The organism is Streptomyces mobaraensis (genome assembly GCF_020099395.1).
In the GTDB taxonomy this organism is placed as follows: domain Bacteria; phylum Actinomycetota; class Actinomycetes; order Streptomycetales; family Streptomycetaceae; genus Streptomyces.
The window spans coordinates 744,528-769,484 of record NZ_CP083590.1 but is presented as its reverse complement, the minus strand read 5'-3'; the positions used below and the strand labels follow the sequence as shown (position 1 = coordinate 769,484).

The following is a 24,957-nucleotide window of genomic DNA, read 5'->3' as shown; positions in this document are numbered from 1 at the left end:
GCCGTCGCCCGTCAGCCGTCGGCCGCCCCGCCGCGGGCGCGCGGCCTGGCGCGTACGTGCATCCGCTCGCCCTGCCGCCCGAAGATGCTGAGCATCTCGACCGGTCCCTCCCCGGTGGTCCCGAACCAGTGCGGCAGCCGGGTGTCGAACTCGGCGGCCTCGCCCGGCCCGAGGACCAGGTCGTGGTCGGCCAGTACCAGGCGCAGCCGGCCCGAGAGGACGTAGAGCCATTCGTACCCCTCGTGGGTGCAGAGCTCCGGGGTCTTCCTGCTCGCGGGCAGGACGGACTTGAAGGTCTGGAGGGGGCCCGGCTGCCGGGTGAGGGGGGACGACGACCTGCCCGTTCGCGCGCCGGGGCGTCATCCGGACGCGGGGGTCGCCGACCTCGGGGGCGCCGACCAGCTCGTCCAGCGGTACCTGGTGCGCCTGTGCGATGGGCAGCAGCAGTTCCAGGCTGGGCCGGCGCTGGCCCGACTCCAGGCGCGACAGGGTGCTCTTGGAGATGCCGGTGGCCTCGGACAGCGCCGCCAGCGTCACCCCGCGCTCGGTGCGCAGGCGCTTGAGGCGCGGGCCGACCTCGGACAGGGCGCGGCTGATGGCTGGTGAGTGGTCCACGCCCTCATTGCTACCCGGTCGTCCCGGAAATGGCAACGGGGATTGCCGTGACGGGGATCTCCTGGAGGGCGGGTCCGACGGCGCTACTTCCCGTTCTTCCCGCAGAGCGCCGCGCCGAGGAAGCGGTAGGCGTCGGCACCCGCCTTGTCGTTCTTGGTGATGTCGGGGTCGCTGTTGAGGACGAGCGTCACCTGCCGCCGGCCGTCCGCCGTGCCGAAGCTGAAGGTGGCGTACCCCGGCACGCTGCCCGTGTGGCCCAGCATGAGCGCGCCGTCCGCGCAGATGGTGGTGTTGCCCTCCAGGCCCAGCCCGTAGAACCGGCCCTTGCGGTCCCCGCCGTCCGGCGTCAGCGTGCGCATCTCTTTGTTCAGCCGGGCGGGGAGCAGCCGGCCGGCGCCGAGGGCGCGGTAGAAGGTGTTGAGGTCGTGGGCGTCGGAGACGACGTTGCCCGGGCCGCGGAAGACGTCCGGGCCGTACTCGGTGATGTCGGTGTACGGCGCGGTGGGGCGGGGGAACCGCTCGTAACCGTGCAGGTGGCGGCCGGTCAGGCGTGCGTCGGACGGGACGGCGGTGTTCTTCAGGTGCAGCGGCCGGACGACGCGCCGGTCGATCTCGTGGCCGAGCGAGTGGCCGGTGAGGCGTTCCACCAGCAGCCCCAGCACCACGTAGTTGGTGTTGGAGTACTCCCACTTGCCCTTCTCGCCGGGCTCGAAGGGGGACGTCTCGGTGAGGGCCAGGGCGATCAGCTCGCGCGGGGTCCAGTGGCGGGTCCGCAGTTGGTTGAGGTCACCCCCGATGCTCTTGACCAGGGCGTCGGTGTAGTTGGGCAGGCCGCTGGTGTGGTGCAGGAGCTGACGTACGGTGATCTGCTTGCCGTGGCGGCCGGCCGGGATGACGCCCGGCAGGCTGCGGTCCACCGGGTCGTCCAGGCCGACGCGCTTCTCGGCCACCAGTTGCAGCACCACCGTGGCGACCAGGCTCTTGGTGACGCTGCCGGCGCGGAACCGGTCGCCGGCGGACGGCAGCCGCCCGGTACGCAGGTCCTCCACCCCGGCCGTGCCCCGCCAGACGCCGTGTTCGTCGCGGACTTCGGCGACCGCTCCGGGGATGCCGTCGGCCACCACCGCCCGCAGCGCCTGCCGCAGATCGGCCCGGTCGGCGGCGCCGTGCCCGCCCGTCCCGGCCGTCCCGCCCGTCCCGGCCGGGGCGGCGAGCGCGGGCGTCGCGGAGGTGAGCAGGGCGGTGGCGAGGAGGGTGGTGACGGTGCCGGTGCGGCGGCGGTGCTGGGCGGTCATGGAGGCGCCGGGCCTTTCGGGGGGTCGTGGGCGGTGGCCACTACCGATACCGAGTCGGCGGCCACCGCGGGGATGCGCGTCGGTGCGCGATCACCAAGCCTGGCGCCTGCCTCCGCCTTGTTGATCATGCTCGGGGAGGACGCCGTCCCCTAGGGGCTCCTGCGGGGACCCCAGCAGGTCCCTAGGAGGACCCGCTCCCGAACAGCCCGTCCAAGTGCCGGTCGACGGCGATGAGCGCCGCCTCCGGTGTGACCACGCCCAGTTCGAGGAGGGTGGTGAACCCGGTGAGGGCGAGGAGCAGGTCGGTCTCGACCGCCGGATCGCGGTCGGGGGCGATGTGGCCGTCGTCGATGGCCTGGCGCACCAGGCGTTCCACCATCTCCCGCCCCTGGAGGAGGCCGCCGCGCGCCCGCGCGTGGACGTCCTCGTCGTGCAGCGCCTCCAGGACGTAGGCGGCGCTCATCCGGCTGTTCGCGCGGGCGTCGGGGTGCAGGGGGAGGGTCTCGGTGAGCATCACCCGGAGGACGTCGCGGGGGTGCGGGTGCTCGCCCAGTTCCGCCAGGCGGCGGCCGACGCGCAGCGCGGTCTGCTCGGACGCGAAGTCCATGGCGAACGAGAGCATCGCCTCCCGCGAGGCGAAGTAGTGCTGGAGCGACCCGTGGGAGAGTCCCGCCTCCCGTGCGACCTCGCGCAGGGTCGCCTGGGCGACGCCCTGCCGCTCCACCACCCGCCACAGGGCGCGGGCGATCGTCTCGCGGCGTTCGCGGTGGTCCACCTGCTTCGGCATCGTCGGCTGTCTCCCTGGCTCGCGTTTTCTTACAGTTGACATAATACAGCTGGCCGATAAAACTCGAAAGCACCGAGAGGCGAGCGATCGAAGGGGAGGCGCCATGACGGACCGGCCGAAGGTGCGTACGGCGGAGGGCCTGGTGGAGGGGCGGTGGCGGCAGGGGAGCGCGGAGTTCCGGGGCATTCCCTACGCCGAACCGCCGGTGGGGGAGCTCCGGTTCGCCGCGCCCGTCCCGGCGCGCGGATGGGAAGGGGTGCGGCAGGCCGTGGAGTTCGGCCCCACGGCCCCGCAGTCCGGCCCGGTCCGGACGCGGAGCGACGGCGGGACGGACTGGCTGACGCTCAACGTCAGCACCCCCGACCCCGGCGCGGCGGGGCTGCCGGTGCTGGTGTGGATCCCCGGCGGCGGCTATATGACGGCGGACGCGAGCGACCCCATGTACGACCCGGCCGCCCTCGTCGCGGCGGGGATCGTGGTGGTGAGCCTCAACTACCGCGTGGGCGCGGAGGGTTTCGCGCTGCTGGACGGCGTGCCGGCCAACCGCGGGTTCCTCGACCAGATCGCCGCACTGCGCTGGGTCCGGCGGAACGCCGCCGCCTTCGGCGGGGACCCCGGGCTGGTCACCGTCGCCGGCCAGTCCGCGGGCGCCGGCTCGATCGCCGCCCTGCTGACGATGGAACGGGCGCGCGGCCTGTTCCGGCGGGCCATCGCCCACTCGGTGCCCGGCATCCACTGCACCCGCGCGCTGGGCGAGCGCGTCGCGCGGACGCTCGCGCACCGGCTCGGCGCGGCGCCCACCGCCGCGTCCCTGGCCGCCGTCGACCCATGGCGCCTGGCGGAGGAGGTCACCGCCCTCGGCGCCGAGCTCCCCGGGCCGTACGGAGAGTGGGGACGGCTCGCCCGCACCGGGGTCGCCCTGGGCCCCGTCGTCGACGGTGACGTGCTCCCCGAGTCGCCGTGGGCCGCGCTCGCCGGAGGGCGCGCGCCCGGCACCGAGCTGCTCGTCGGCCACACCCGCGACGAGTTCCGGCTCTTCAGCGTCATGAGCGGCCGGGCCGGCACTTTCACGGACGAGGAGGCGCGTACCGCCCTGGACGTGTTCGCCCCACGGCCGGGCGGGGCCGACGCCTACCGCGCCGCCTTCCCCGATGCCACCCCGGAGGAGGTGCTGGAGACGGTCTACTCGGACGCCCTCTTCCGGATGCCGTCCCTCTGGCTGGCCCGGGCGAACGGGACGGCGGGCGGCGCCTCGTTCCTCTTCGAACTCGCCCTTGAGGTACCGGCCTTCGGCGCCTGCCACAGCCTCGACGTCCCCCTGGCGTTCGGCACCCTGGACAGCCCCAACGGCGTCGGGCTCCTCGGCGAGCACCCCACCGCCGCCGCCCGCGCGGTGTCGCGCGAACTCCTCAGCGCCTGGACCGGCTTCGTCACCTCCGGCGACCCCGGCTGGCCGCCCGCCCGCCCCGACGCGTGGACGACCCGCGTCCTGGACGCCGGTTCCCGCACCGCTCCCTACCCCGAGGAGGCGTCGGCCCGCGTCTGGGAACGGCACCGGCCCACCCCCTTCGACCTCGGCGAGCAGCCCGGACGTCCCCCGGAAGCCGCTCGCCGCCGCCTGTGACAGGCTGGGCCGAACCGATCACGTAGCCGACAACACCCCACCCCTGGGGGACCGATGGCCACCCTGCGGACGATCCACGGCGTACCGGTATGGATGTGCGCCGCCGACGGCGCGGCGATCCGCGGCGAGGCCGACGTCCTGGACCTCATAGGCGACGCCGGCTACCACGGCGCCCGGTGGGTCGCCCTCCCCGCCGAGCGGCTCGACGAGGCGTTCTTCCGGCTCCGCACGCGCTTCGCGGGCGACGTCGTGCAGAAGTTCGCGAACTACCGGCTCGGCCTCGCCGTCGTCGGCGACATCTCCCGGTACACGGCGGAGAGTTCCGCGCTGCGCGACAATGATGGAGGTGTGACCACTCAGACATTGGGCACGAACGCCCATCTGGAACTGCAACGAAAAGATCAGCCAGCTGATCCGTGGCGGACAGCGCCGACTCGGCCCCCCTTCCCGGGAACCGGACCGTTCGCTATGCAGGGTGCGGCCCACAACCTGGAAGAGGTCGGCTAGATCACCCGGTGCTACTCGGCAGCCGCGAAACACCGGTATGAGTCGCCGAGGAACGAGTTCGGCTCGCCTTTCGCGTTCCGCCTCATCTGCTGCGCCGAAGGCACAGGCAGACCCTTGGCGCTGGTGTTGTATGTAAGAGGAAAGGGAGGACGATACGAGAGGGTCGCGGAGTGGGTGACCGATGACCCCGAGGCGTTGCCGCCGTTGAGGAATGCACCTAGGCGGCGGGATGGGTGAAAGACCAGCCCGAGGCGCACAACCTCGAAGCTTGCCTAAGGCGGTCACGGGCAACCGCTGCTCACCCGAACGGGCCAATGTCTCAAATGAGGTGACGCCTTAGGCGAGAAGACGCCGGCCCAGGAGAAGTACTTCCTCAGAAGCCGGTGATGGGCTGCCCTGTGAGCGCTTGGGCGATCTGCCAGAGCTGACCGCTGCGCAGCGCAGCGCGTTGCCGCACATCGTCGCGATCGAGCCGTCCGCGTTGAAGCACTCGATTTCAAGCACCGTGCGGGAGCCGCTGACGAAGCGGCTGACGACCAGGCCATCCGCCCCCACGCCGGTCCGCCTGGCGCAGAGGCGTGCCGCTTCCTTCGACCAGTCCGTCTGGGCGTTCAGGCGGGGGTTCGTGAAGAGGATGAAGTCGTTGCCCGCTCCGTGGATCTTGCGAAAGCGCATGGCAAAGCTCCTCGCGTGATGAGTTGAGCCGGGTGGTGACAACCCGGACGGGCGGCACTCAGTGCCAGGTGATGGGCCGGCACAAGGTTCGCGGAGTGCGCATGGCCAGGGGAGCGTGTCCGGCGAAGAGGAGAATGCGGTAGGCGGAGGTGCCCGCGGCCCTCATGTCCCGGACGCGCTGGTAGCTGCCGCTGAGGAGCACGAAATCCCCTATACGGACGTCGATCGGCAGCCGGGTGGTCTTCACGGTTCCCACCGGCGGCGGGGGTTCGGAAGGCTGCTCCTTGCTTCGGCGCTCGTACATTCAGCCGCTCCAGACGTCCAGCAGGAGCCTCTCCAGGCGGTGGTGGAGCGGCGCTATGTCGATCGAGGCGAGGGGCACCCAAGCCGCCGCGCCCATTTCGATCGCCGGGGGAAGGACCGCGCCGGAGTGGGCCCGGAAGAGGTAGCGGAAGCCCACGCGAAGGCGCTGTCCGTACGTGTGCCTTCTCGGCGGGGTCACGTCGATCAGGAAGGGGCCGTCGTCCGCCGGCTGCGTCCAGACGTCCCGGAGGCTGACTTCCTCGGTCAGAAGGCGAAGGCCCGCCTCTACGAGGGAGTTATCCCGCGCCCCCGGCTCGGCCTCTGCCAAGGCGAAGCCCCCAGCGTGTCGCAGGCAGAGGAGACGGTCCTGTTTGTCGGCGACGGCGGCCGCCGCCATGACGAGGGGGCAGCGCTGGTTGTGGGTGCAGCCTCGACGGCGCGAGTGGTCGAGGGCCGCGTCGTACACCGGTGCCAAGGTCTTCTGGTCTTCCGGGTACAGGTGGATGTAGCGGTTGAGCTCCCGGACGATCTGGTCTTCCCGAACGCTCACGGCGCACCCAGCCCGTTGCGTTCCGTGTAGATCCACAGGAGTCGCCGGGCCAGGAGGGCCACATCCCGCAGGTAGAGGAACGCGCCGAAGGTGGGGGTGCTGTGGCTCGGCCGGTTTTTGTAGTCGATCAGGGTGTAGCCCTTGCGAACCAGCTCTCGCACCTCTTGGTCGTTGTCGGCCCCGAGCTCTTCGCAGAGCAGCAGGTTCAGGTGACCGACGATGGCCGGCGTCACGCTGTCCATGGCCTCGCGGGTCGTGGTGTCCATCCGCAAGGCGAGGGCGGACTCAGTGCGCGAGGAGATGCCCTCGATGTCGATGGGAAGGCTGCCGTCGGCAGCGTCCTCGACCATCCCCAACGCCTTGCCGGTACTTGCCAAAGTCATCACTGCCCCCTCCGGGCAAGTTTTGAGCCGTGCCAAAGAAGCTAGGAGGGGGCAGGGTGTCGCTCCATGAACGTGCCCGAACTTGCCAGGCGTTCACCCTAGAGATTCGATGGCGGCGGTGATGAGTTCACGCGCGGCGCCACCGTAGACGGCAAGTTCAGCCAGGTCGCTGAAGGTCTTGGCATACATGGCAAGCTCGTGTTGCTGCACAACGGTGAGATGGGCTGAGACAAGCTCGACGTTCACCGTCGCGTCGTCGTAGAGAAAGAACCCTTCGACCGGCCAGAGACTTGTGCGGTCCGCATCCTGGGGGATGATGCCGATGCTCACCGATGGCAGTGCCATGGCGCTCAGAAGGTAGCCGAGTTGGCCTGCCATCACGTCTGTGCCACCGATGCGGTATCGCAGCACGCTCTCTTCGAGGAGGATGGCGAACTTGTGGTTCCCGTAAACGATCTTCTGTTTCTCCATCCGCACGGCGACGGCCGCCGGCACGTCGTCGACGAGCCCGCGGCGGTCGCGAATGGAGGTGAGCAGCGCCGTGATGTATGAGGCCGTCTGTACGGGCCCTGGGATGAGCCATGGCGAGTAGATACGGAACCGCTCAGTACGCTCCCAGAGCGGAACTACTGACTCCTGTGCCCATTTCAGGCCGTGACGCTCCATCTTGCGCCACTCGACGTACATGCCCTCAATGCCGCGGGCCGTGGTGATGAGGTCCTCTACGTCATCATCCGCGTCGCACGCGGTACACCAAGCACGAAGGTCGCGCTCCGAGGGCGCACGGGTGCCGCTCTCGAAGCGCGATGCCTTCGACTCGTGCCAGCCAAGCCGGCGAGCCAGTTCTCGCTTGGTGAGATCGGCTCCCATCCGGATCTCGGCCAAGCGTCGCCCGAACGCCTTACGGGCTTCCTGGACGCTTGAAGAGGGGGAGGTCATGGCAGGTGACGGTACAGCCCGACCGGTCAGGCCAACTCGAACTGAGAATGGGGCGTTCCCCGCTCCCACACGGCCTCGAAAGCCGCGCCGCAGAGCTTCGCCACCTCCGGGTCTTCTGTGAGTTCCATGTCCATGTTCTCGCCCTCGCCGTCGAAGTGGTTGACGAGGACGAGGTGGGAGTCGAACACCCAGAAGTCGTTACCTGGGAGGGTCAGGTCGGTCGCGCTGCGCCGAGAGAGCCAGCGCACGCTCTCCCCGGCTGCGATGTTCAGCCCGTCCGTCACGTCGTACTCGAAGCGGATGTACTCGCTGACGGGCGTCGAGACGACGCGGGCGCGTCGGACCTCGACGCCCCGCGAGACGGCGCGCGTTACGGTGGTGTGCCAGTCGGCCCAGCGCTCGGCAGGGTTGAGGGGCACGCCGGCCTTCCAGTCGATGAAGGCTGGATCCGACTTCATGTACGCGTCGCGCATCTCCAGGTGGACGGCCGTTCGCCGGCAGTCGCGGAACAGTTCCTCAAACGTTGGGGTCTGAGCCATCCGTCGTCACTTCCACTTCGGCGTCCTTGGTGTGCAGCCCCATCTCCAGGAAGAACTTGACCACGCGACGGGGGATCTCCACCGCCGACTCGTGGTCGGGGATGTCCATCTTCCCGAGACGCTCGGCGTCTTCCACCTTCCACCCTTGGACGAGGTAGGTGTCCTTCACGTCGTCGTAGTAGATGGTGGGTGAACCGCCGCTGGGGCTCTCCGGGTCCTTACCGAGCATAATCAGGGCCATGATGTCCTCCTCGGACGCCAGTGACGATCTGTGTGCCCGAGCTTGCCCGCAACTGTCTCGTGGAGCGAGGAACTTGCCGAAACTTGCCCGAAAATCTTGACGACATCGCTTAGACCGGGGGCGGCACGTTGCCCCCGTCGTTAGAGCTGTCCGACCAGCCGGCGGCCTGTACACCCGTTCGCCGACCCCGGCATGGTCCAGCTCGGCGAGTGGCTGCCGATGCACTGGCGCGAACTCAAACAGCTCCAGCGCCGCCGGCTCGCCGCCCTCGGCCTGAGCCCGGACGTCACCGAATCCCGCACGCGAGAGTCCTTCGCCGAAGTCGTCCAGCACACCCTCACCACCCACGCCCGCCCCCTCTTCGCCCGCATGCTCCACGACGGCTCACCCCTCTTCGAAGAACAAGTGGTGGACCCGGACGGGCTCCGCCGAGCCGTACGCCGCCTATCGGAAGGGCCCTACCGCGAAGACGGTCACGCCCAGCTCCTCGAAGTGCTGGACCTGCACTTCGCCGCCCAAGCCTTCCTCTGACGACACCGCAACAGGAGAGACATGTTCGCCATGCGACCGGCCACGGCCGCCGACATCCCCGCCGTTGAAACCATGATCCTCGCCCGCTCGGGATGGCTGGAGGACAGGGGCCTGCCGAGCTGGCGTGAGAACGCCGCCGACCTCGCCAGGCAGGCCGAGAACCCCGACGGCGACGTGTGGGTCCTCGCCGATGACGACGCCGGGCGACTCATCGGGTTCATCACCGTGCAGGACCAGACCCCGCCGTGGGGATGGACGGAGGAGGAGTTGGCGGAACCGGCGCATTATCTGTACTCCAGCGTCACCGACCCGGCGTACCGCCGGCACAAGCCCGGAACCACCATGGCCATGTGGGCCGTGGACCGTGCCGCCGTTGAGGGTAAGCAGTGGGTTCGCCGCGGGTGCAACTTCCCGGGGCTCGTCACCTACAACGAGAGCCAGGGCTTCAAGCTCCTCCACGAAGTCCAGCGAACCCACACCCGCGTCTACCTCATGGCGCGGCGTGCCGAACCCGTCAAGGACCTCCGCGAGCGCTTCGCCGTACTCCAAGGCTGACGCGATGCCCTGCCTTCCCCGCTGTACGCGGCGGAGGCGGGGTCTGCCTTCGCTTCAAGCGCTTTCAGGCGCCGTCCTCCAGCCGGAAGCCGACCTTGAGCCCCACCTGGTAGTGCCCGATCTCGCCGTTCTCCAGGTGCCCCCGAATCTGAACCACTTCAAACCAATCAAGGTTCCTCAGAGTCTCGGACGCGCGGGCGAGCCCGTTGCGGATGGCCTGGTCCACGCCCTCGGGGGACGAGCCGACGATCTCGGTCACGCGGTACGTGTGGTTCGTCATGGGTGGGGGTCCTCCCGGCGGCGTGCGTGCTGCTGACCCCACCACCGTCCGCCACACGGCGTCCCCGCGCGAGGCGGGCGCCGCCGTTGGCGTGGTCGCGCGCCTGGCGGGTGGTGCGGGCGCCAGGTGGGGTGTGCCCGGCGTAGCGTCCGGTGGGTCACGTCGGGTTGGGCGCGTCCGGTGGGTCACGCCGGGCGGGGCGCGTTCGGCGGGTCACGCCGCGCGGGACGCAACCGGTTGGGCATGCCGGGTTGGGCGCGTCCGGTGCGTCACGCCGGGTGGGACGCAACCGGTTGGGACGCGCCCGGTGGGGCACGCCGGATGGGGCGCGCCCGGTCGGGCATGCCCGGTGGGCGGAACCCGGTGGGGCGGGTCCGGTGGGGCACCCCCGGGCGGTCACGCCCGGTGGAGGCGGCGGGCCGTGTGGTGGGCCCACCAGAGCTGCGCGCCGCCCGCCGCCGCGAGCCAGCCGGCCAGGGCCGCCGGGGCGGGGCCGCGGTGGAGGAGGACGAGGGCGAGCGCGGGCGCGGTGGTGGCCAGCGCGCCGAGGGGGCCGCGCAGGTACCAGCCCGCCAGCTGGAACACGGCCGTGTTGCCGAACGGCGTGTCCGTGCCCACCACCGCCTGCGGCGGCAGCACCCCCCGGTAGGCGCTGACGAGGGCCGCGCCGACCAGGGCGGGGACGCAGCCGACCAGCACCGCGAGACCGGCGCCGCCCCGGCCGGCCGTCACCGCCACCGCCGCGCCCGCCGCCAGGCCCGGCACCAGAAGGACGGCCGGGACGACGGCGTGCCACAGGGCCAGGGCGCCGGAGGAGTACGGGAGCTGGGCGCGGCGGCGGAGGTCGTCGCTGTCCAGGCGGGCGGGCTCAACGAGGTGGGCGGCCGCCAGGTACGCGGCGGTGAGCGCGAGGACGGCCAGGACGGCCCGCGGGGTCGGACGCGCCGCCGGGGCGAGCGCGGTGAGGGCCACGGCCGCCGCGAGCCAGACCAGCGCCCGGACCGCCCGGGCCGGCGCCCGGAGCAGCCCCGTCGCGTCCCGCCACGGCACGAGCAGCCACCGCCGGCGCGGCACCGGCAGCCGGAGGAGAGGGCGCGAACGGGCCGCCGCGCGCCCGCCGCGCGTCGCCAGCCGCGCCTGCCGCAGCTCCAGGGAGAAGACGGACGCGGTCATCCGCTCGGCGACCGTGGCCCGGGTGCGCAGGGCCGACGCCGGTATCCCCGGCACCGCCCGTACCCCCGCCACCAGCACCACCGCCGTCGACACCACCGACAGCGCGAGGGCCGCCGGCCACCCCGGGGCCGGGCCGTCCACGGCCGCCACCAGCGGCTGCGCCGACCAGCCCCACGGCCCCGACCACAGCAGCACCCGCCCGGCCGAGGGGCTCGCGCCCCGGCCCGTCGTCGCCAGGGCGGCCAGGACCAGTCCCGCGAGGACCGCTGCGGAAGCCGCCGCAGCGGCGAGGCGGGAACGGCGGCGCTCCCACCGCCCGTCGTCGTATCGCTCGACGAGCGCGCCGCAGCCCGCGGCTGTGAGGGCGACGGCCGCGCCGCCCCAGGCCCCCGCCGCCGCGGCCCACGCGCGGCCGGCGGTGCCGAGGTCCGGCGAGAGCGTCCCGGCCAGGAGTCCCGGCACCGCGCCCGCCGCCGCGCCGGCGGCCGCGGCGAGACCGGCGGCCTTCGCGAACCGGGGGAGCAGCAGCCCGCCGCGGCCCACCGGCAGCGGCAGGGCCCACCGGACGGTGGGCAGGTCGACCAGGACCGGCCCCCGCCAGGCCGCGCTGCGGACCAGCGCGTGGAGGACGGCGGCGCCGAGCACGGGGACGGTCACCGGCAGGCCGGCCAGGACCCGTTCCGCCAGGGCGCCCCGGGGGGGACGCGGCGTCCGCCGCCCGGACCACGGCGATCAGCCCCGGCACCCAGACGACGGCCGTCAGGACGACGCCGTAGAGCACGACGGCGCCGTCGCGCCGCCGCCGGCGGCTCTCCTCGCGGCGGGCCCGGCGCAGGAACTCCAGCGCGGCGCGGGATCCCGAGGGGCCGTCGTCCGTGTCCCCGTCCGTCGTCCGCCGCTCCTCGATGAGCGTGTCAGGCACCGGCCGCCTCCGACAGGTCTGCCAGGTCCAGGACGCGGTCGGCCACCGCCGCGGCCACGTCGTCGTGGTGGGTGACCAGCAGGATCGCGGTGCCTTCCGCTTTGCGGGCGCACAGCCGCCGGGCCAGCGCGGCGCGGGCCGCGGTGTCCAGCCGCTGCTCGGGCTCGTCGAGCACCAGCAGGTCGTGCGGGCGCAGGAACGCGGCGGCCAGCAGCACCTGCTGGGTCTGCCCCGAGGACAGCGCGTCGGGCAGCACGTCCGCGTGCTCCGCCAGCCGGTGGTCCGCGAGGGCCCGCGTCACCGCCTCCTCCGCCGCCGCCCGGCCCAGGCCGTGGGCCAGCGCGACGAACACGAGGTGCTCGCGGACGGTCAGGTCCGGGTAGAAGGACGCCGCGTCCATGACGGCGGCGAGCCGCCTCCGTACGGCCGGGTCGTCCTCGCTCACGGGCGCGCCGTCGAACAGCACCTCGCCCGACGTGGGCCGCTCCCGGCCGGTGGCCAGCCGGAGCAGCGTCGACTTGCCCGAGCCGTTGGGGCCGGTGACGGCGACGCACTCGGCGCGGGACAGCGTCAGGTTCACGGAACGGAGGACCGTGCGGTCGCCGTAGTCGCGGCTTACGTCCGTCATCCGGAGGATCGGCCGTCCGGGCGGGGATGCGGGCATGGTGGGGTTCCTCCCCTGGGTGGTGCCGGTGGTGCTGGTGGTGCTGGTCGTGCGTACGGGGGCCTACGGCACCACCGTCACCGGCCACCGTCCCGCCTTCACCAGGCGGACCGCGACCGACCCGACGATGCGGTGGCCCGCCTGCTCCGACGCGCCGACGACGACCGCGTCGGCCTTGAGGTCGTCGGCCGCCCGCACCAGGCCCGAGTACGGGTCGCCGCGGAAGGTGTGGAACTCCCAGCGCATCGCGTGCGGATAGAGCCCGCGCAGCCGCTCGGTGGTGGCCCGGATCTCCGCGAGCAGCTCCTCGGCGACCTCCTCCGTCACCTCGGCCACCGGAGCTCCGAAGGCCGCGCCGCCCACCAGGACGGGCTGCACGTAGACGATGGCGAGCAGCGCGCTCTGCCGGCGGGCGAGGCCGGCGGCGTAGGCGGCGGCGCGCCAGGAGGAGTCGGAGCCGTCCACCCCTACGACGATGACCTTGGGGCCGTCGGTGCCGCGTTCGAAGCTTCCGGGGAGGCTTTCGTGTTCGGGGGTGGGCTGCTCTTGGTTCACGGGTTCAGGTTACCCGGGGGTGTTTCGCCCCGGTCCCGCCCCTTCACCGATTCCTGGGGCTGCGCCCCAGACCCCCTGTTCGCGGCTTCGCCGCTCGTCCTCAAGCGCCGGACGGGCTATTCAGCCCGTCTGGCGTTTGAGGACAACCGCGCGGAGCGCGGTTTCGGGGGTGCGGGGGCTTGCCCCCGCAGAAACGGTGAAGGGGCGGGACCGGGGCACCGCCCGCCGCGGGCGTCCCTACGGCACCGCCAGCGACAGCGCGAACCGCCCCGCCGCATCCGTCCACCACCGTCGCAACTCCAGCCCCGCCGCGGCGAGTTCCGTCCGCACCCCTTCCCGCCGGAACTTCGCCGAGATCTCCGTCCGCACCTCCTCGCCGGCGGCGAAGTGCACCGCCAGGTCCAGAGCCGGAATCTTCGCCAGCACGGCCCGCCGGGCCCGCAGCCGCATCTCGATCCACTCGTGGCGGGCGTCCCACAGGGCGACGTGCGCGAAGTCGGCGGGGTCGAAGTCGGCGCCCAGCTCGCGGTTGAGGACCGCGAGGACGTTTTTGTTGAAGGCGGCCGTCACGCCCCGGGAGTCGTCGTACGCCGCGACCAGCACCCGCTCGTCCTTGACCAGGTCCGTACCGAGCAGCAGGGCGTCGCCGGGGGCCATGCCGGCCCGCAGGCCGGCCAGGAACTCCGCCCGTTCCGCGGGCAGCAGGTTGCCGATGGTGCCGCCGAGGAACGCGAGCAGCCGCGGCCCGGGGGTGTCCGGGAGGGTCAGGCCGTACTGGAAGTCGGCGACGAGGGCGTGCACCCGCAGCCCCGGGTGTTCGTCGAGCAGGGTCGCGGCGGCCCCGGACAGGGCGCTCTCGCTGACGTCCACCGGCACGTAGTGGTCCAGCAGGGGCAGGGCCCGGATGAGGTGGCGGGTCTTCTCCGAGGAGCCGGAGCCGAGTTCGACGAGCGTCCGGGCGCCGGTGGCGGCGGCGATGGCGTCGGCGCGGGCGCGCAGGATCTCGCGTTCGGCGCGCGTCGGGTAGTACTCGGGCAGCAGTGTGATCTCGTCGAAGAGGGCGCTGCCCCGCGCGTCGTAGAACCACTTCGGGGGGAGCTCCTTGGGCGACCGGGTCAGCCCCTCGGCGACGTCGGCGCGCAGGGCGGCGGCGGTCGCGTCGGACGGGAGGGTGCGGGAGAGGACGAACTGGCTCACGGGCAGGGCTCCTTGCGCGTGCGGCGGGGCAGGGGGAAGGAAGGCGGAAGCTCGAAGGGGGAAGGTGCTACAGGGACGTGAGGGCGACCCGCGCGCGGTCCGCCGACAGCAGCGTGCCGTCGGGCACCTCGGTCCAGCGCGGATCGTCGTCGTACGGCTCCGACGCCACCGCGACCCGCTCGCCGGGGCCGGCCAGGTACCACAGGGAGTCCCCGTACGCGGTGGCCGTGACCGAAGCGCCGTCGGTGAGCAGCAGGTTCAGCCGGGAGCCGGGCGCGGCCTCCGCGAGCGCGGTGACGGCGTACGCGAGCGCCCGCCCCGGCGGATCGCCCTCGTCCAGCAGCCGGTGCGCCACCAGCGCCCAGACGAACGCCGAGTCGCAGCGCGCCTCCAGCCGCAGCAGGGCCGTGGCGGGCAGCAGCGGGACGAGGGGCGCGGCCGAGCCGGGCCAGCCGGTGAGGGCGCCGTTGTGGCTGAAGAGCCACGGGCCCGCGGCGAAGGGGGCCGCGGCGGCCTCGCCGTCGGCGCCCGGCCCGGTCGCGTCCCGCACCGCCGCCAGCAGCGCCCGGGCCCGTACCACCCGGACCAGGTCGGCGAAGGACGGGTCCGCCCACACCGGCCCGGCCCGGCGGTACCGGGCGGGCCGCGGGTCGCCGTCCGCGTACCAGCCGATGCCGAACCCGTCCGCGTTCACCGTCCCGTACCGCTGCCGGCGCGGCGCCCACGCCTGCCGGACGAGGGCGTGCGGCGGATCGGCGACGGACGCGCCGAGCGGGGCCTCGGGGCCCAGCACGGCCAGGTGCCGGCACATCAGCACGGCTCCGGGTCGCGGGCCGTGCGGAAGCCGGCCAGGATCTGCCGGCGCACCGGCAGGTCCCAGTTGCGGAACGTGCCCCGGCAGGCGACCGGGTCCACCCCGAACGACCCGCCGCGCAGCACCTTGTACGCGCTGCCGAAGAAGACCTCCGAGTACTCGCGGTAGGGGAACGCCCGGAACCCCGGGTACGGCAGGAAGTCGCTCGCCGTCCACTCCCACACGTCGCCGATCAGCTGCCGCACTCCCAGCGGGGACGCGCCGCGCGGATAGGCGCCGACGGGGGCCGGGCGCAGGTGGCGCTGGCCGAGGTTGGCGCGGTCGGGCGTGGGGTCCTCGTCGCCCCACGGGTAGCGGCGGGAGCGGCCGGACGCCGGGTCGTACCGGGCGGCCTTCTCCCATTCGGCCTCGGTGGGCAGCCGCCGCCCGGCCCAGGCGGCGTACGCGGCGGCCTCGTACCAGCTCACGTGCAGCACCGGCTCGTCCGGCGGTACCGGCTCCACCACGCCGAAGCGGCGCCGCAGCCAGCCGCCCGGCACCCCGCCGTCGCGCCGCCAGAACAGCGGCGCCGCCAGCTGGTGCCGGCGTACCTGCGCCCAGCCCTCGGGGTGCCACCAGCGGGGGTCGCGGTAGCCGCCGTCCTCGACGAAGTGCCCGTACGCCCGGTTGCTCACCGGCAGGGTGTCGAGAAAGAACGGGGCCACCACGCGTTCGTGCGCGGGCCGCTCGTTGTCCAGCGCCCAGGGCTCGGCCGAGGTGCCCATGGTGAACGGGCCGCCCTCGACGAGGACTTCGACGGGCAGCCCGGCCGTGTCCGGGGCGGCGGGCGGCGGCTCCGGCGCGGTGAGCACGGCCGGGCCGGCCCGCAGCTGGTGGGTGATCAGCATGGTCTCGTCGTGCTGCTGCTCGTGCTGGGCGATCATCCCGAAGGCGAACGCCGCCCGGGCCAGCGGGCCGCCGCCGTCGTCGACCGGTGTCCGGTCGAGGACGTCCAGCGCCCGGCCGCGGACGTCCGCCACATAGCGGCGGGCCTCGTCCGGGGGCAGCAGCGGGAGCGCGGGGCGCTCGGCGCGCGGGTGCTCGAACGCGTCGTAGACGGAGTCCAGTTCCGGCCGCAGCGCCGCGTGCCCGCCCACGGCACGCAGCAGCCACAGCTCCTCCTGGTTGCCGATGTGCGCCAGGTCCCACACCAGCGGCGACATCAACGGCGAGTGCTGCGCGGTGAGTTCGGGGTCCGGTACGCAGCCCGTGAGCGCGATGGTGCGCTCACGGGCCGCGAGCAGGACGTCCACGGCGCGCCGCCGGAGCGCGCCGGGATCCGTGCCGTCGTCACCGCCGTGCTGCCGTCCGGTGGCCCTGCGGCCCGTGGCGGTCACGGCCCGCACTCCGCGCTCACGGGCCGGTCCGCGACCAGGTCCAGCAGGTCGTCGGCCGGGCAGCGGCCCCGGCCCACGTACCGGGCGGTGAACTCGTCCACCGCCTCCAGCACCCGGGGCGAGGCCCCGAGCCGGGGGAGCGCCTCGCGCGCCGCCGCGAAACAGCCGGCCGCCGCCGCGTGGAGCTCCGGATCGGACAGGCCGTGCCGGGCGGCCCGGCGCCACAGCGGGTTGCGCGGGGTGGGCTCCCCGCCCGCCGCGTCGGCCAGCGGCTTCACCGCGCGGTACGCGGTCTCGGCGGCCGTCGGGTCGTCGAACAGCGCCGCCGTCACCGCGAGCGGCACCAGCCACCCGTCCTCGCCCGGCTGCGCGTCGATCATGCGCATCTCCAGGTGGCCGCGCGGCCGGATGGGCGGGAACAGCGTGGTCAGGTGGTAGATCACATCGCCCGCGGTGACCGGCCGCGGCTCGCCCGTGCGCAGCCACTCGCGCAGCGGCAGGCCCTGTACGGGCTGCCACGGTCCTTCCTCGCGCCGGATGAACATCACCTCCGCGTCCAGCGCGTACTCGGCCCAGGCCGCCCGCGGCTCCAGGTGCTCGGCGGGGGCGAGGGTGCGGCCCGGGTCCATCCGGGCGTAGGTGGCCTGGCGGGTGGAGCGCCAGCCGGTGGGCCGCCCCAGGTGCAGCGGCGAGTTGGCGAACGCGGCGGTCAGCACCGCGCCCAGCAGGTGCGCGTACCGCCAGCGGCGGTCGAACCCGAGCGGGCCCGGGCCCTCGCCGCCGGCGTCCACGCATACCTGGACGGACGCCGTCCGGCACATGATCGTGCGGCCGGCCCCGTTCCAGCGGTCGTAGTAGACCTCCATCGCGCTGTAGCGGCGGGTCTCCACCACCCGGTCCGGATGGGTCCAGGGCTCCTTGCCGTAGCCGGCGAGGAAGAGCCCGATGTCCTTCAACTCGGCCCTGGCCAGGGCGAGATCGGCGGCCACCTCGTCCACGCAGGCGGTGAGGGAGCCGGCGGGCTGCGAGCTGAACTCGATCTGGCCGCCGGGCTCGATGGTGAGCAGTGAGCGCAGCGGAAGCTTGCGGAGCCGGTCGGCGGCGGCGTTGAGCCGGGCCGCTTCCACCGGGCGGGTCGGTTCGCGCAGGTCGTGGACGAGCCATTCCAGCTCGACGCCGAGGAGGCGGGGCGGGCCGGTCTTGAAGCAGATGCCGCGGACCAGTGCCGCCGCCTCGTCCATGTCGACCGTCCGGGTCGCGCCTTCGCCGTAGGCGATGCTCTCGTCGGTCACTCCGGGTGCCCTCCTGTCGGTCAGCCCCCTTGCCCTGTACCCCCAAACGGAGGGCGAAACGCGCGGGCCGGCGCCGGGAACCGGTCATGCCTGGAGGGCGTTCCGGGAGCCGCCCGGGAAAGGTGTAGACCATTGGGGCGGGGGCGACGGGCCCGTCCGGGCCCGGTCGCGTACGGGCCGGGGGCGGCGGCCGCCCCGGCCCGAACAGCGGGTACGCGGCCGGGCGCTGGGACGTCGCGGGCGCGGACACGGTGCCGCCCCCGGCCGCCACCGTCGCGGACGGCGGGGACGGAGGCGGCGGTGAGGGGTCCGAGGGACGGCCGGCGGAATCTGGCCGGAACCGAGCGGCGCGTCGTCAGACGGCGAACAGATCGGTGAACGCGTCGGTGGAGTCGCCCACGTAGTGCCCGAAGGGGGCGTCGAAGTCCCAGATGAGGAAGAGGAGGAAGGCGATCAGCGCGCTGTAGAGCCCGGCGAGGAGCAGTTCGCGCGGCGACCGCCGGATCTGCAGGGTGTAGATCAGGCCCACGGCCACCAGCGCCCCGCCGATCAGACCGAACCACACCACCCCCGGCATGGTGTCCCCGGCGCTCAGCCCACGGGCGTTGCGCGCCGCGTCCGCCGCCCCGGCCTGGTCCAGCAGCGGCTGGTACGACTGGCTCTCGCGGTCGTTCCTCGGCTCGTAGGAGGTGATGTCCGCCCGCACCTTGTCCAGCAGCTCCTTCCCCTTGTCGGTGAGCTGCCCGTCGTCCAGCATGCCCGGCCACTCCTTGTGGACGACGTACTGGACGTAGGTGTCGACGTCCGCCCGCACCTGCTCCCGGGCCGCCGGCGCGAACGCCTGCACCCGCTCCTGGATCTCGTGCAGCGCCTGCGCCTCGGCCTGCACCGTGGCCTGCGCGGAGTTCCGCGCCTCCCAGACGCCGGCGATGGCCAGTCCGAGGACGATGGCATAGACCACGCCGATCATCATCGTCATGTACTCGATGACGTCGGGCGTCTCGGAGGGATCCTCGCCGGCCCCCACCCGCCTCCCGCGCAGCAGGATCACGGACACGACGACCACGATCACCGCGACCATCGCGAGGACCAGCACCACCCACTCGTCCACGGCATCCTCCGGATTCGCCCACAACGGCGCGAGGGCGCGCGCCACCGAGATACTGCGGCGTGTGTCACCCGTTCAGCCGGGATGCGGGGCGGTTTCCTCCGATGGGATGAGGGCGTTCGAGGGGCCGGAGTGGATGTTCGGACGCACCGGCCGGGGCCGGTCGCGAAAGCGTCCGCCGGCGCGGCGGCGGGCGTTGACGGTTCACCGTGACCGGAAGGCGGCTCGCGGGACGAGCGCACGCGAAACGGCTGGTATTACTGGGACATGCAGGAAGAGACGGCACGCTCCGCGATCGACACGTTCATATCCGCGTTCAACGCCTCGGACGACAGCTATGTGACTGCTCTGCTCTCCCAGGCCCTGACGTCGGACGTGGTCCTCTGGGGGCCGTTGGGCCGCATCGAAGGAATCGCGGCGGTCGAGCGGTTCGTGCTGGACATCCGGCGCCACCCGGCGGGGACCGGCACGATGGTGCGCTGCTCGGCGGTGGACATGCCGGACGAGTGGGCCCGGTACCAGTGGGTCTTCACCACGCCGGCCGGAGGCCCCCGCCTGGCGGGAACGGACGTCGTCCATCTGCGGCGGAGCCTCATCGACCAGGTCATCGTCTTCGCGGGGGAGATCGAACCGTCCGCCTCCTGAGTCGTCCTTCCGTCGCCGCCCTCCTCCTGACCTCGCCCTCTTCGGCGGTCGGGGGCTGACGGGCGCCGCCCGGCGGACCGGGCGCCTACCCCGCGTCCTTCACCACCGCCCGTTCCAGCACCCCGCCCAGGTCCGCGCCCGGCGGGAGGGTGCCGAAGGCGCCGCCCCAGTCGCCGGCCAGGCGGGAGGCGCAGAAGGTGTCGGCCATGGCGGGGGTGGAGTGGCGGACGAGGAGGCTGCCCTGGAGGACGAGGGTGAGCTGTTCGGCCACGCGGCGGGCGGTGAGCTGGGCGTGGTGGGGGTCGTGGAGGGTGGTGAGGAGGGTGCGCAGGCGGGTGGCGGCGGCGTCGAGGCGGGGGTCCGCGCCGGCGGCCGCGTCGACCTCGGCGAAGTAGGCGTCCAGCGCCCCGCGTTCGCGGGTGAGGGCGCGGAGGACGTCCAGGGCGGCGACGTTGCCGGAGCCCTCCCAGATGGAGAGGAGCGGCGCCTCGCGGTAGAGGCGGGGCATGCCCGACTCCTCGACGTAGCCGTTGCCGCCCAGGCACTCCAGCGCCTCCGCCGCGTGTGCGCTGCCGCGCTTGCACACCCAGTACTTGCCGGCCGCCAGCGCGAGCCGCCGCAGGGCGCGTTCCGCCTCGTCCCCGGCCTCCGACCGGTCCAGGGCCGCCGCCAGGCGCATCGCCAGGGCCGTGGCCGCCTCCGACTCGACGGCGAGGTCCGCCAGGACGTTGCGCATCAGCGGCTGGTCGATCAGCTCGGCGCCGAAGGCGCGGCGGTACGTGGTGTGGTGCAGGGCCTGCCGCAGCCCGGCGCGCATGCCGGCGGCCGAGCCGATGACGCAGTCGAGGCGGGTCATGTTGACCATCTCGACGATCGTGCGCACCCCGCGCCCCGGCTCGCCCACCGGCCAGGCGACGGCCCCCTCGTACTCGATCTCGGAGGAGGCGTTGGAGCGGTTGCCGAGCTTGTCCTTCAGCCGCTGGAGGCGCATCGCGTTGCGGGTGCCGTCCGGCAGGACGCGCGGCATGAGGAAGCAGGTCAGGCCCTGCTCGGTCTGGGCCAGGACCAGGAAGACGTCGCTCATCGGCGCGGAGGTGAACCACTTGTGCCCGGTGATCAGGTACGTGCCGTCGCCCGCCGGGACGGCCGTGGTGGTGTTGGCCCGGACGTCCGAGCCGCCCTGCTTCTCCGTCATCGACATGCCGGCGATCAGGCCGCGCTTGCCCAGCGGCGGCCGCAGTCCGTAGTCGTACACCGGGGACGCCAGCAGCGGTTCGTAGAGGGCGGCGAGGCCGGGCTGGGCGCGGAGGGCGGGGACGGCGGCGTTGGTCATGGAGACCGGACAGCCGTGGCCGGGCTCGGCCTGCGCCCAGACGTAGAACTTGGCGGCGCGGATCAGGTGTGCCCCCGGCCGGCCGTCCGCCCAGGGCGCCGCGTGCTGACCGGTCTCCACGGCCGTCGCCATCAGGTGGTGCCACGCCGGGTGGAAGTCGACCTCGTCCACCCGGTGGCCGTACCGGTCGTGGGTGCGCAGCACCGGCGGGTACGCCTCGGCCTGCCGCGCCCACTCCTGGACCTCCTCCGAACCGGCCCGCGCCCCCAGGGCCCGGACCTCCTCCTCGCCCCGGCCGCCGCCGTCCCGGCGGAGGGCCTCCAGCAGCGCGGGGTCGTCGGCGGTGGTGAAGCCGGTCAGGGGCGGGGCCTGGTTGAGGACCTCGTGCGTGCTCATGGCGACCTCCGGATCGCTGATGATCGTGCCTGTCGAGGGCTGGGGAGGGGCTCGGACGACGGCTTGATGGCGTACGGACAATCGGCTGGTCATTATCCCGCCCCGGCCCGCGCGGCGGGGCTTCTCCGGTGAAGAAGGTGAGACGGGAGAGGTCACAGGGACCCCAGGTGAATATGAGCAATCGGTGACAGTTCCCCGGACGGGGTCCCATCCGGCGCGTTGGTGTGATGATCGGATCGATACTGTCCCTATGTCACGCGTGCTTCTGATCGAGGACGACCGAGCGGTACGGGAAGGGGTCACCCTCACCCTGCGCCGCCGCGGCCACGAGGTCGAGGCCGCGGCGACCGGTGAGGCCGGGCTCGCCGCGCTCGGCGCCTTCCGGCCGGACCTGGTCCTCCTCGACCTGATGCTCCCCGACGTCAGCGGCTTCGAGGTCTGCCGCCGGATACGCGCCACCCAGCAGCTCCCGATCATCATGCTCACCGCCCGCGGCGACGACATCGACGTCGTCCTCGGCCTGGAGGCCGGCGCCGACGACTACATCGTCAAGCCCGCCCGCGGCGAGGTCCTGGAAGCCCGCATCCGCGCGGTCCTCCGCCGCGCGGCACCCGCCGACGGCGCCGGCCCCGAGGGCGCCGCCCGGCCCGCCGAGGTCCACGGCGACCTGGTCGTCGACCGGGCCGGACTGGTCGTCACCAAGCACGGCAAGGACCTCGCGCTCGCCCCCTCCGAGATGAAGCTGCTGCTCCACCTCTCCGCCACCCCCGGCCGCGTCCACAGCCGCCAGCAGCTCCTGGAACACGTCTGGGAGCACAGCTACCACGGCGACGCCCGGCTGGTGGACGCCTGTGTGATGCGGCTGCGCACCAAGGTGGAGGACTCCACGCGCTCGCCCCGCTACATCCAGACCGTGCGCGGCTTCGGCTACCGGTTCGGCCCGTTGTGAGACGTCTCGGCGTGCGCCGCCCGGCCGATCGGCGGCGCCCCGCCGGGGCGCGCAAGCCCGCCCTGCGCACCCTCGCCCGCGGCCTGCGCGCCCGGCTCGTCGTCGCGTTCCTGCTCGTCGCCGCGCTGAGCGCGCTGGCCACCGCGGCGCTCACCTTCCGCGAGGCGCGCACCGCGATCCTCCAGCGCACCCAGGACACCGCCGTCGACGCCCTGCGCGGCCAGGTCAACTCCCAGGCCCCCGACCTGCGGTACCCGCCCGGAGAGGCAGGTCTCGCCAAGTTCGCGGCCAACCTCAACCGGGCCGGCGAGGCGGCCCAGCACTGGGTCGTGCACGTCCGCTTCGGCGCCGGGCCCATGGTCCCGGCCCTCCGGCCCGGCGAGGACGCCGCCCTTGGCACCGGCGTGCGCAAGAAGGTGCAGGCCGGGATCGCCGCCGTGCAGCGCGTCGAGACCGACGGCCGCCCCTGGCTCGTCATCGGCCTCCCCGTCACCTTCAGCAACGACCGGAAACCGTCCGGCGTGGAGGTCTTCGCCCGGGTCCCGCTGCGCGAGGACGAGGCCAACGTCCAGGCCCTCGTCGACGCCGCCCAGAGCGGCGCCCTGCCCGCCGTCGCCCTCGCCGTGGTGCCCGCCCTCATCGCCGCAGGCGGCGTCCTCCGGCCCGTACGCGAACTGCGCCGCGGCGCCCAGCGGATCACCGAGGGCGCCCTCGACACCCGGCTGAAGGTCACCGGCCGCGACGAACTCGCCGAACTCTCCCGGACGTTCAACGGCATGGCCGCCGCCCTGGAGGAGAACGTCGCCGAACTCCGCCGCATGGAGGCCAACGCGCGCCGCTTCGCCGCCGACGTCTCGCACGAACTGCGCACCCCGCTCGCCGCCATGACGGCCGTCGTCGACGTCCTCGACGAGGACGCCGCCACCCTCGACCCGGACACCGCCCACGCCGTCCGGCTGATCAGCGAGGAGACCGGCAAGCTCGCCCGCATGGTCGAGGACCTGATGGAGATCTCCCGCTTCGACGCCGGCGCCGCCGCCCTCCACCTCGACGAGGTCGACGTCGCCGAGACCGTCCGCAAGACCCTCCAGGCCCGCAACTGGCAGGACGAGGTCACCGCCGACCTGCCCGACGGCGTCCGCGCCCGGCTCGACACCCGGCGCATCGACGTCGTGGTGGCCAACCTGGTCGGCAACGCCCTGCGGCACGGCGGCGCCCCCGTCCACGTGACGGTCCGGGCGACGGAAGGCGACGACGCGGCCGGACGGCTGCTGATCGAGGTCGCCGACCAGGGCCCGGGGATCGACCCCAAGGTGCTGCCGCACGTCTTCGACCGCTTCTACAAGGCCGACGCCGCCCGGGTCCGCTCCGAGGGCAGCGGCCTCGGCCTCGCCATCACGCTGGAGAACGTCCGGCTGCACCACGGAACCATCCGGGCCGCCAACCGGCCCGGCGGAGGCGCGGTGTTCACCGTCGACCTCCCCCTGCGCACAGGAGGTGACGAGGAGTGAGGGCACGACGCGCGTCGGCCGCGGTGCTCCTGCTGGGCACGCTCGCCGGCTGCGGCATCGAGCCGACGGAGGTCATCGAGTTCGGCCAGCCCGCCACCGGCGTCCACCAGCCGGGCGCGCCCGGCTGGGAGGCCCGGCTGTACTTCGCCGTGGTGACCGGCGTCATCGGCACCTCGCGTCCGGCGGACGGCCCGGTGACCGCGGAGGACGCGGTACGGCTGATGCTGAAGGGGCCTAACGAGGCGGAACGCACGCGCGGTCTCTACAGCGACATCGGCATCCGGCCTGGCGTGGGCGTGCAGGTCACGACGGACCCCGGGCACGTCGAGATCGTGCTGCCGCTCGACGTCAGCCGCATCTCGCGGACCGCCCGCACCCAGCTGGTGTGCACCGCGGCCCACAACCAGGTGCCCGGCGGGCTGCCGTGGAACCGGGTGAAGGTGACGCTGTCCGGCGGCGGGAAGCGGCTGGACGGGCTGGAGTGCGACCGCGTCTAGGGCGCGGGGTCGGCGTGGGGTCGGCGCTGGATGGGCGCGGGGCCGGCGCTGGGCCGGATCGGGCCGAATGGAGTGCGGGGCGGTGCTGGGCGGGGGCGGGGCCGGCTCGGGCCCGGCGTCGGACGAGGGCTCGGGGCCGGACCAGGCTCGGTCGGCTCGGGACTGGGGCCGGCTCGGGGTTCAGGCCGGACGAGGACTCGGGCGCGGCCGGGGCTGCCGGACCGGACGAGGGCTCGGGGGCGGCTCGGGGTTCAGGGCCGGGGGAGAGCCTGGGACTCGGACGTCCCGCCGCGTACGACGACGACGGTCTTCGGGGCGTCGCCGTCCGCCGGCCGGCCGTCCTGGGCCCGGCCGGCCGGGCCGGTGCCCGCGTCGGCCTCCGTCGGCAGGCCCGCCGCCGCGCTGCGGCCGACCGCCTCGGCGGTGACCGCCGCGGTCAGGGTGCCCGCGAAGCCGAAGACCGTGACGGCGACCAGCGCCGTGATCCTGTTCCTGTACAGCTGGGGCAGCGCCATGTCGTCGCACCCTCTCTTCCGTGCTCTCGTGTCCGTGTTCTTCGCGGTTCTCGCGTTCGTCACCCGGAGAGACGCGCCGGGTGACGCGGGGGATCCCGCTGTTACGGATTCATCACGAGCCCGACACCGCGCGGTCGCCGGGCGGACGGTGATCGTCCGCCCGGCGACCGCGCGGTGTCCTGCGGG

The 24,957-nt window shown here is 73.4% G+C and carries 26 protein-coding genes and 2 pseudogenes; 8 read left to right on the top strand and 20 right to left on the bottom strand.

The annotated features are described in order from the left end of the window. Positions 1 to 11: 11 nt before the first annotated feature. From K7I03_RS03135 to K7I03_RS03125, 3 genes and pseudogenes are all read right to left on the bottom strand, one after another. Positions 12 to 615: pseudogene (locus tag K7I03_RS03135) on the bottom strand (helix-turn-helix domain-containing protein). 83 nt (positions 616 to 698) lie between these two features. Continuing rightward, positions 699 to 1,910 (bottom strand): serine hydrolase domain-containing protein, encoded by a 1,212-nt coding sequence (locus K7I03_RS03130; protein WP_185942776.1) that lies wholly within the window; start codon positions 1,908 to 1,910, stop codon positions 699 to 701. A 181-nt stretch (positions 1,911 to 2,091) separates the two neighbouring features. Next, positions 2,092 to 2,697: a TetR/AcrR family transcriptional regulator gene (locus K7I03_RS03125; protein WP_185942777.1), complete on the bottom strand. Its 606-nt coding sequence runs from the start codon at positions 2,695 to 2,697 to the stop codon at positions 2,092 to 2,094. A gap of 103 nt (positions 2,698 to 2,800) precedes the next feature. Between K7I03_RS03125 and K7I03_RS03120 the strand changes: the two genes are divergently transcribed. Both K7I03_RS03120 and K7I03_RS34005 read left to right on the top strand, forming a co-directional pair. Beyond that, the gene (locus tag K7I03_RS03120) at positions 2,801 to 4,321 is read left to right on the top strand and encodes a carboxylesterase/lipase family protein (RefSeq protein WP_185942778.1); all 1,521 of its coding nucleotides are present in this window, start codon (positions 2,801 to 2,803) and stop codon (positions 4,319 to 4,321) included. A 54-nt stretch (positions 4,322 to 4,375) separates the two neighbouring features. Further along, a pseudogene (locus K7I03_RS34005) lies at positions 4,376 to 4,657 on the top strand (DUF4180 domain-containing protein); the annotation flags it as partial. Between the two features lie 507 nt (positions 4,658 to 5,164). Here K7I03_RS34005 and K7I03_RS03110 read toward each other — a convergent pair. The 6 genes from K7I03_RS03110 to K7I03_RS03085 all read right to left on the bottom strand — a co-directional run bounded on the left by K7I03_RS03110 (position 5,165) and on the right by K7I03_RS03085 (position 8,458). Further along, the gene (locus K7I03_RS03110; RefSeq protein WP_224346841.1) at positions 5,165 to 5,503 is read right to left on the bottom strand and encodes a diaminopimelate epimerase; all 339 of its coding nucleotides are present in this window, start codon (positions 5,501 to 5,503) and stop codon (positions 5,165 to 5,167) included. 304 nt (positions 5,504 to 5,807) lie between these two features. Next, complete coding sequence (locus K7I03_RS03105) at positions 5,808 to 6,356, bottom strand: NUDIX hydrolase (RefSeq protein ID WP_185942779.1); 549 nt, start codon at positions 6,354 to 6,356, stop codon at positions 5,808 to 5,810. Beyond that, complete coding sequence (locus tag K7I03_RS03100; protein ID WP_224346840.1) at positions 6,353 to 6,739, bottom strand: hypothetical protein; 387 nt, start codon at positions 6,737 to 6,739, stop codon at positions 6,353 to 6,355. The genes K7I03_RS03105 and K7I03_RS03100 overlap by 4 nt, the downstream gene beginning before the upstream one ends. 93 nt (positions 6,740 to 6,832) lie before the next feature. Then, a complete protein-coding gene (locus K7I03_RS03095) occupies positions 6,833 to 7,678 on the bottom strand; it encodes a helix-turn-helix domain-containing protein (RefSeq protein ID WP_185942780.1) in 846 nt (281 codons plus the stop codon). 26 nt (positions 7,679 to 7,704) lie between these two features. Further along, on the bottom strand, positions 7,705 to 8,217 hold the full coding sequence (locus K7I03_RS03090) for a DUF6879 family protein (RefSeq protein WP_185942781.1): 513 nt from the start codon (positions 8,215 to 8,217) through the stop codon (positions 7,705 to 7,707). After that, positions 8,195 to 8,458: a hypothetical protein gene (locus K7I03_RS03085; protein WP_185942782.1), complete on the bottom strand. Its 264-nt coding sequence runs from the start codon at positions 8,456 to 8,458 to the stop codon at positions 8,195 to 8,197. Before K7I03_RS03085 ends, K7I03_RS03090 begins: the two co-directional genes overlap by 23 nt. 192 nt (positions 8,459 to 8,650) lie before the next feature. Between K7I03_RS03085 and K7I03_RS03080 the strand changes: the two genes are divergently transcribed. Further along, entirely contained in the window at positions 8,651 to 8,989 is a 339-nt protein-coding gene (locus tag K7I03_RS03080; protein ID WP_224346839.1) for a hypothetical protein, read from the top strand. 21 nt (positions 8,990 to 9,010) lie between these two features. Continuing rightward, a complete protein-coding gene (locus K7I03_RS03075) occupies positions 9,011 to 9,544 on the top strand; it encodes a GNAT family N-acetyltransferase (RefSeq protein ID WP_185942783.1) in 534 nt (177 codons plus the stop codon). 64 nt (positions 9,545 to 9,608) lie between these two features. Here K7I03_RS03075 and K7I03_RS03070 read toward each other — a convergent pair whose 3' ends face one another. The 9 genes from K7I03_RS03070 to K7I03_RS03030 all read right to left on the bottom strand — a co-directional run bounded on the left by K7I03_RS03070 (position 9,609) and on the right by K7I03_RS03030 (position 18,928). After that, positions 9,609 to 9,824, bottom strand: a complete 216-nt coding sequence (locus tag K7I03_RS03070; protein WP_185942784.1) for a dodecin — start codon at positions 9,822 to 9,824, stop codon at positions 9,609 to 9,611. Positions 9,825 to 10,220: 396 nt separating this feature from the next. After that, positions 10,221 to 11,654 (bottom strand): DUF6297 family protein, encoded by a 1,434-nt coding sequence (locus tag K7I03_RS03065; protein ID WP_224346838.1) that lies wholly within the window; start codon positions 11,652 to 11,654, stop codon positions 10,221 to 10,223. 257 nt (positions 11,655 to 11,911) lie between these two features. Then, the gene (locus K7I03_RS03060; RefSeq protein WP_224346837.1) at positions 11,912 to 12,547 is read right to left on the bottom strand and encodes an ABC transporter ATP-binding protein; all 636 of its coding nucleotides are present in this window, start codon (positions 12,545 to 12,547) and stop codon (positions 11,912 to 11,914) included. A 99-nt stretch (positions 12,548 to 12,646) separates the two neighbouring features. Further along, entirely contained in the window at positions 12,647 to 13,138 is a 492-nt protein-coding gene (locus tag K7I03_RS03055; RefSeq protein WP_185942787.1) for a universal stress protein, read from the bottom strand. A 237-nt stretch (positions 13,139 to 13,375) separates the two neighbouring features. Further along, positions 13,376 to 14,335, bottom strand: a complete 960-nt coding sequence (gene egtD, locus K7I03_RS03050) for an L-histidine N(alpha)-methyltransferase (protein ID WP_185942788.1) — start codon at positions 14,333 to 14,335, stop codon at positions 13,376 to 13,378. A 67-nt stretch (positions 14,336 to 14,402) separates the two neighbouring features. Next, positions 14,403 to 15,146: an ergothioneine biosynthesis protein EgtC gene (gene egtC, locus K7I03_RS03045; protein ID WP_185942789.1), complete on the bottom strand. Its 744-nt coding sequence runs from the start codon at positions 15,144 to 15,146 to the stop codon at positions 14,403 to 14,405. Then, a complete protein-coding gene (gene egtB, locus K7I03_RS03040; protein ID WP_185942790.1) occupies positions 15,146 to 16,525 on the bottom strand; it encodes an ergothioneine biosynthesis protein EgtB in 1,380 nt (459 codons plus the stop codon). The genes egtC and egtB overlap by 1 nt, the downstream gene beginning before the upstream one ends. Beyond that, positions 16,522 to 17,766: an ergothioneine biosynthesis glutamate--cysteine ligase EgtA gene (egtA, locus tag K7I03_RS03035; protein ID WP_185942924.1), complete on the bottom strand. Its 1,245-nt coding sequence runs from the start codon at positions 17,764 to 17,766 to the stop codon at positions 16,522 to 16,524. The genes egtB and egtA overlap by 4 nt, the downstream gene beginning before the upstream one ends. 406 nt (positions 17,767 to 18,172) lie before the next feature. Continuing rightward, entirely contained in the window at positions 18,173 to 18,928 is a 756-nt protein-coding gene (locus K7I03_RS03030; RefSeq protein ID WP_185942791.1) for a bestrophin-like domain, read from the bottom strand. A 264-nt stretch (positions 18,929 to 19,192) separates the two neighbouring features. On the opposite strand from K7I03_RS03030, the gene K7I03_RS03025 reads away from it, so the two are divergent. Then, the gene (locus K7I03_RS03025) at positions 19,193 to 19,570 is read left to right on the top strand and encodes a nuclear transport factor 2 family protein (RefSeq protein ID WP_185942792.1); all 378 of its coding nucleotides are present in this window, start codon (positions 19,193 to 19,195) and stop codon (positions 19,568 to 19,570) included. A gap of 85 nt (positions 19,571 to 19,655) precedes the next feature. On the opposite strand, the gene K7I03_RS03020 is transcribed toward K7I03_RS03025, so the two are convergent. Next, positions 19,656 to 21,299: an acyl-CoA dehydrogenase family protein gene (locus tag K7I03_RS03020; protein WP_185942793.1), complete on the bottom strand. Its 1,644-nt coding sequence runs from the start codon at positions 21,297 to 21,299 to the stop codon at positions 19,656 to 19,658. A gap of 250 nt (positions 21,300 to 21,549) precedes the next feature. Here K7I03_RS03020 and K7I03_RS03015 point away from each other — a divergent pair, with 250 nt between their 5' ends. From K7I03_RS03015 to K7I03_RS03005, 3 genes are read left to right on the top strand one after another with little or no spacing between them, the layout of a single operon-like run. Beyond that, positions 21,550 to 22,248: a response regulator transcription factor gene (locus tag K7I03_RS03015; protein WP_185942794.1), complete on the top strand. Its 699-nt coding sequence runs from the start codon at positions 21,550 to 21,552 to the stop codon at positions 22,246 to 22,248. Then, positions 22,245 to 23,759: a sensor histidine kinase gene (locus K7I03_RS03010; protein WP_185942795.1), complete on the top strand. Its 1,515-nt coding sequence runs from the start codon at positions 22,245 to 22,247 to the stop codon at positions 23,757 to 23,759. The genes K7I03_RS03015 and K7I03_RS03010 overlap by 4 nt, the downstream gene beginning before the upstream one ends. Further along, positions 23,756 to 24,256, top strand: coding sequence for a hypothetical protein (locus tag K7I03_RS03005; RefSeq protein ID WP_185942796.1), 501 nt, complete (start codon positions 23,756 to 23,758; stop codon positions 24,254 to 24,256). The genes K7I03_RS03010 and K7I03_RS03005 overlap by 4 nt, the downstream gene beginning before the upstream one ends. A gap of 251 nt (positions 24,257 to 24,507) precedes the next feature. Here the strand turns inward: K7I03_RS03005 and K7I03_RS03000 are convergent, their stop codons facing one another. Further along, a complete protein-coding gene (locus K7I03_RS03000; protein WP_185942797.1) occupies positions 24,508 to 24,771 on the bottom strand; it encodes a hypothetical protein in 264 nt (87 codons plus the stop codon). Between the last annotated feature and the right edge of the window lie 186 nt (positions 24,772 to 24,957).

Coding starts and splice junctions, on each gene's coding strand:
- K7I03_RS03130 (WP_185942776.1), bottom strand. CDS start 1,910: ATGACCGCCCAGCACCGCCGCCGCACCGGCACCGTCACCACCCTCCTC.
- K7I03_RS03125 (WP_185942777.1), bottom strand. CDS start 2,697: ATGCCGAAGCAGGTGGACCACCGCGAACGCCGCGAGACGATCGCCCGC.
- K7I03_RS03120 (WP_185942778.1), top strand. CDS start 2,801: ATGACGGACCGGCCGAAGGTGCGTACGGCGGAGGGCCTGGTGGAGGGG.
- K7I03_RS03110 (WP_224346841.1), bottom strand. CDS start 5,503: ATGCGCTTTCGCAAGATCCACGGAGCGGGCAACGACTTCATCCTCTTC.
- K7I03_RS03100 (WP_224346840.1), bottom strand. CDS start 6,739: ATGACTTTGGCAAGTACCGGCAAGGCGTTGGGGATGGTCGAGGACGCT.
- K7I03_RS03095 (WP_185942780.1), bottom strand. CDS start 7,678: ATGACCTCCCCCTCTTCAAGCGTCCAGGAAGCCCGTAAGGCGTTCGGG.
- K7I03_RS03090 (WP_185942781.1), bottom strand. CDS start 8,217: ATGGCTCAGACCCCAACGTTTGAGGAACTGTTCCGCGACTGCCGGCGA.
- K7I03_RS03085 (WP_185942782.1), bottom strand. CDS start 8,458: ATGGCCCTGATTATGCTCGGTAAGGACCCGGAGAGCCCCAGCGGCGGT.
- K7I03_RS03080 (WP_224346839.1), top strand. CDS start 8,651: ATGGTCCAGCTCGGCGAGTGGCTGCCGATGCACTGGCGCGAACTCAAA.
- K7I03_RS03075 (WP_185942783.1), top strand. CDS start 9,011: ATGTTCGCCATGCGACCGGCCACGGCCGCCGACATCCCCGCCGTTGAA.
- K7I03_RS03070 (WP_185942784.1), bottom strand. CDS start 9,824: ATGACGAACCACACGTACCGCGTGACCGAGATCGTCGGCTCGTCCCCC.
- K7I03_RS03060 (WP_224346837.1), bottom strand. CDS start 12,547: ATGACGGACGTAAGCCGCGACTACGGCGACCGCACGGTCCTCCGTTCC.
- egtC (WP_185942789.1), bottom strand. CDS start 15,146: ATGTGCCGGCACCTGGCCGTGCTGGGCCCCGAGGCCCCGCTCGGCGCG.
- egtA (WP_185942924.1), bottom strand. CDS start 17,766: ATGGACGAGGCGGCGGCACTGGTCCGCGGCATCTGCTTCAAGACCGGC.
- K7I03_RS03025 (WP_185942792.1), top strand. CDS start 19,193: ATGCAGGAAGAGACGGCACGCTCCGCGATCGACACGTTCATATCCGCG.
- K7I03_RS03020 (WP_185942793.1), bottom strand. CDS start 21,299: ATGAGCACGCACGAGGTCCTCAACCAGGCCCCGCCCCTGACCGGCTTC.
- K7I03_RS03015 (WP_185942794.1), top strand. CDS start 21,550: ATGTCACGCGTGCTTCTGATCGAGGACGACCGAGCGGTACGGGAAGGG.
- K7I03_RS03000 (WP_185942797.1), bottom strand. CDS start 24,771: ATGGCGCTGCCCCAGCTGTACAGGAACAGGATCACGGCGCTGGTCGCC.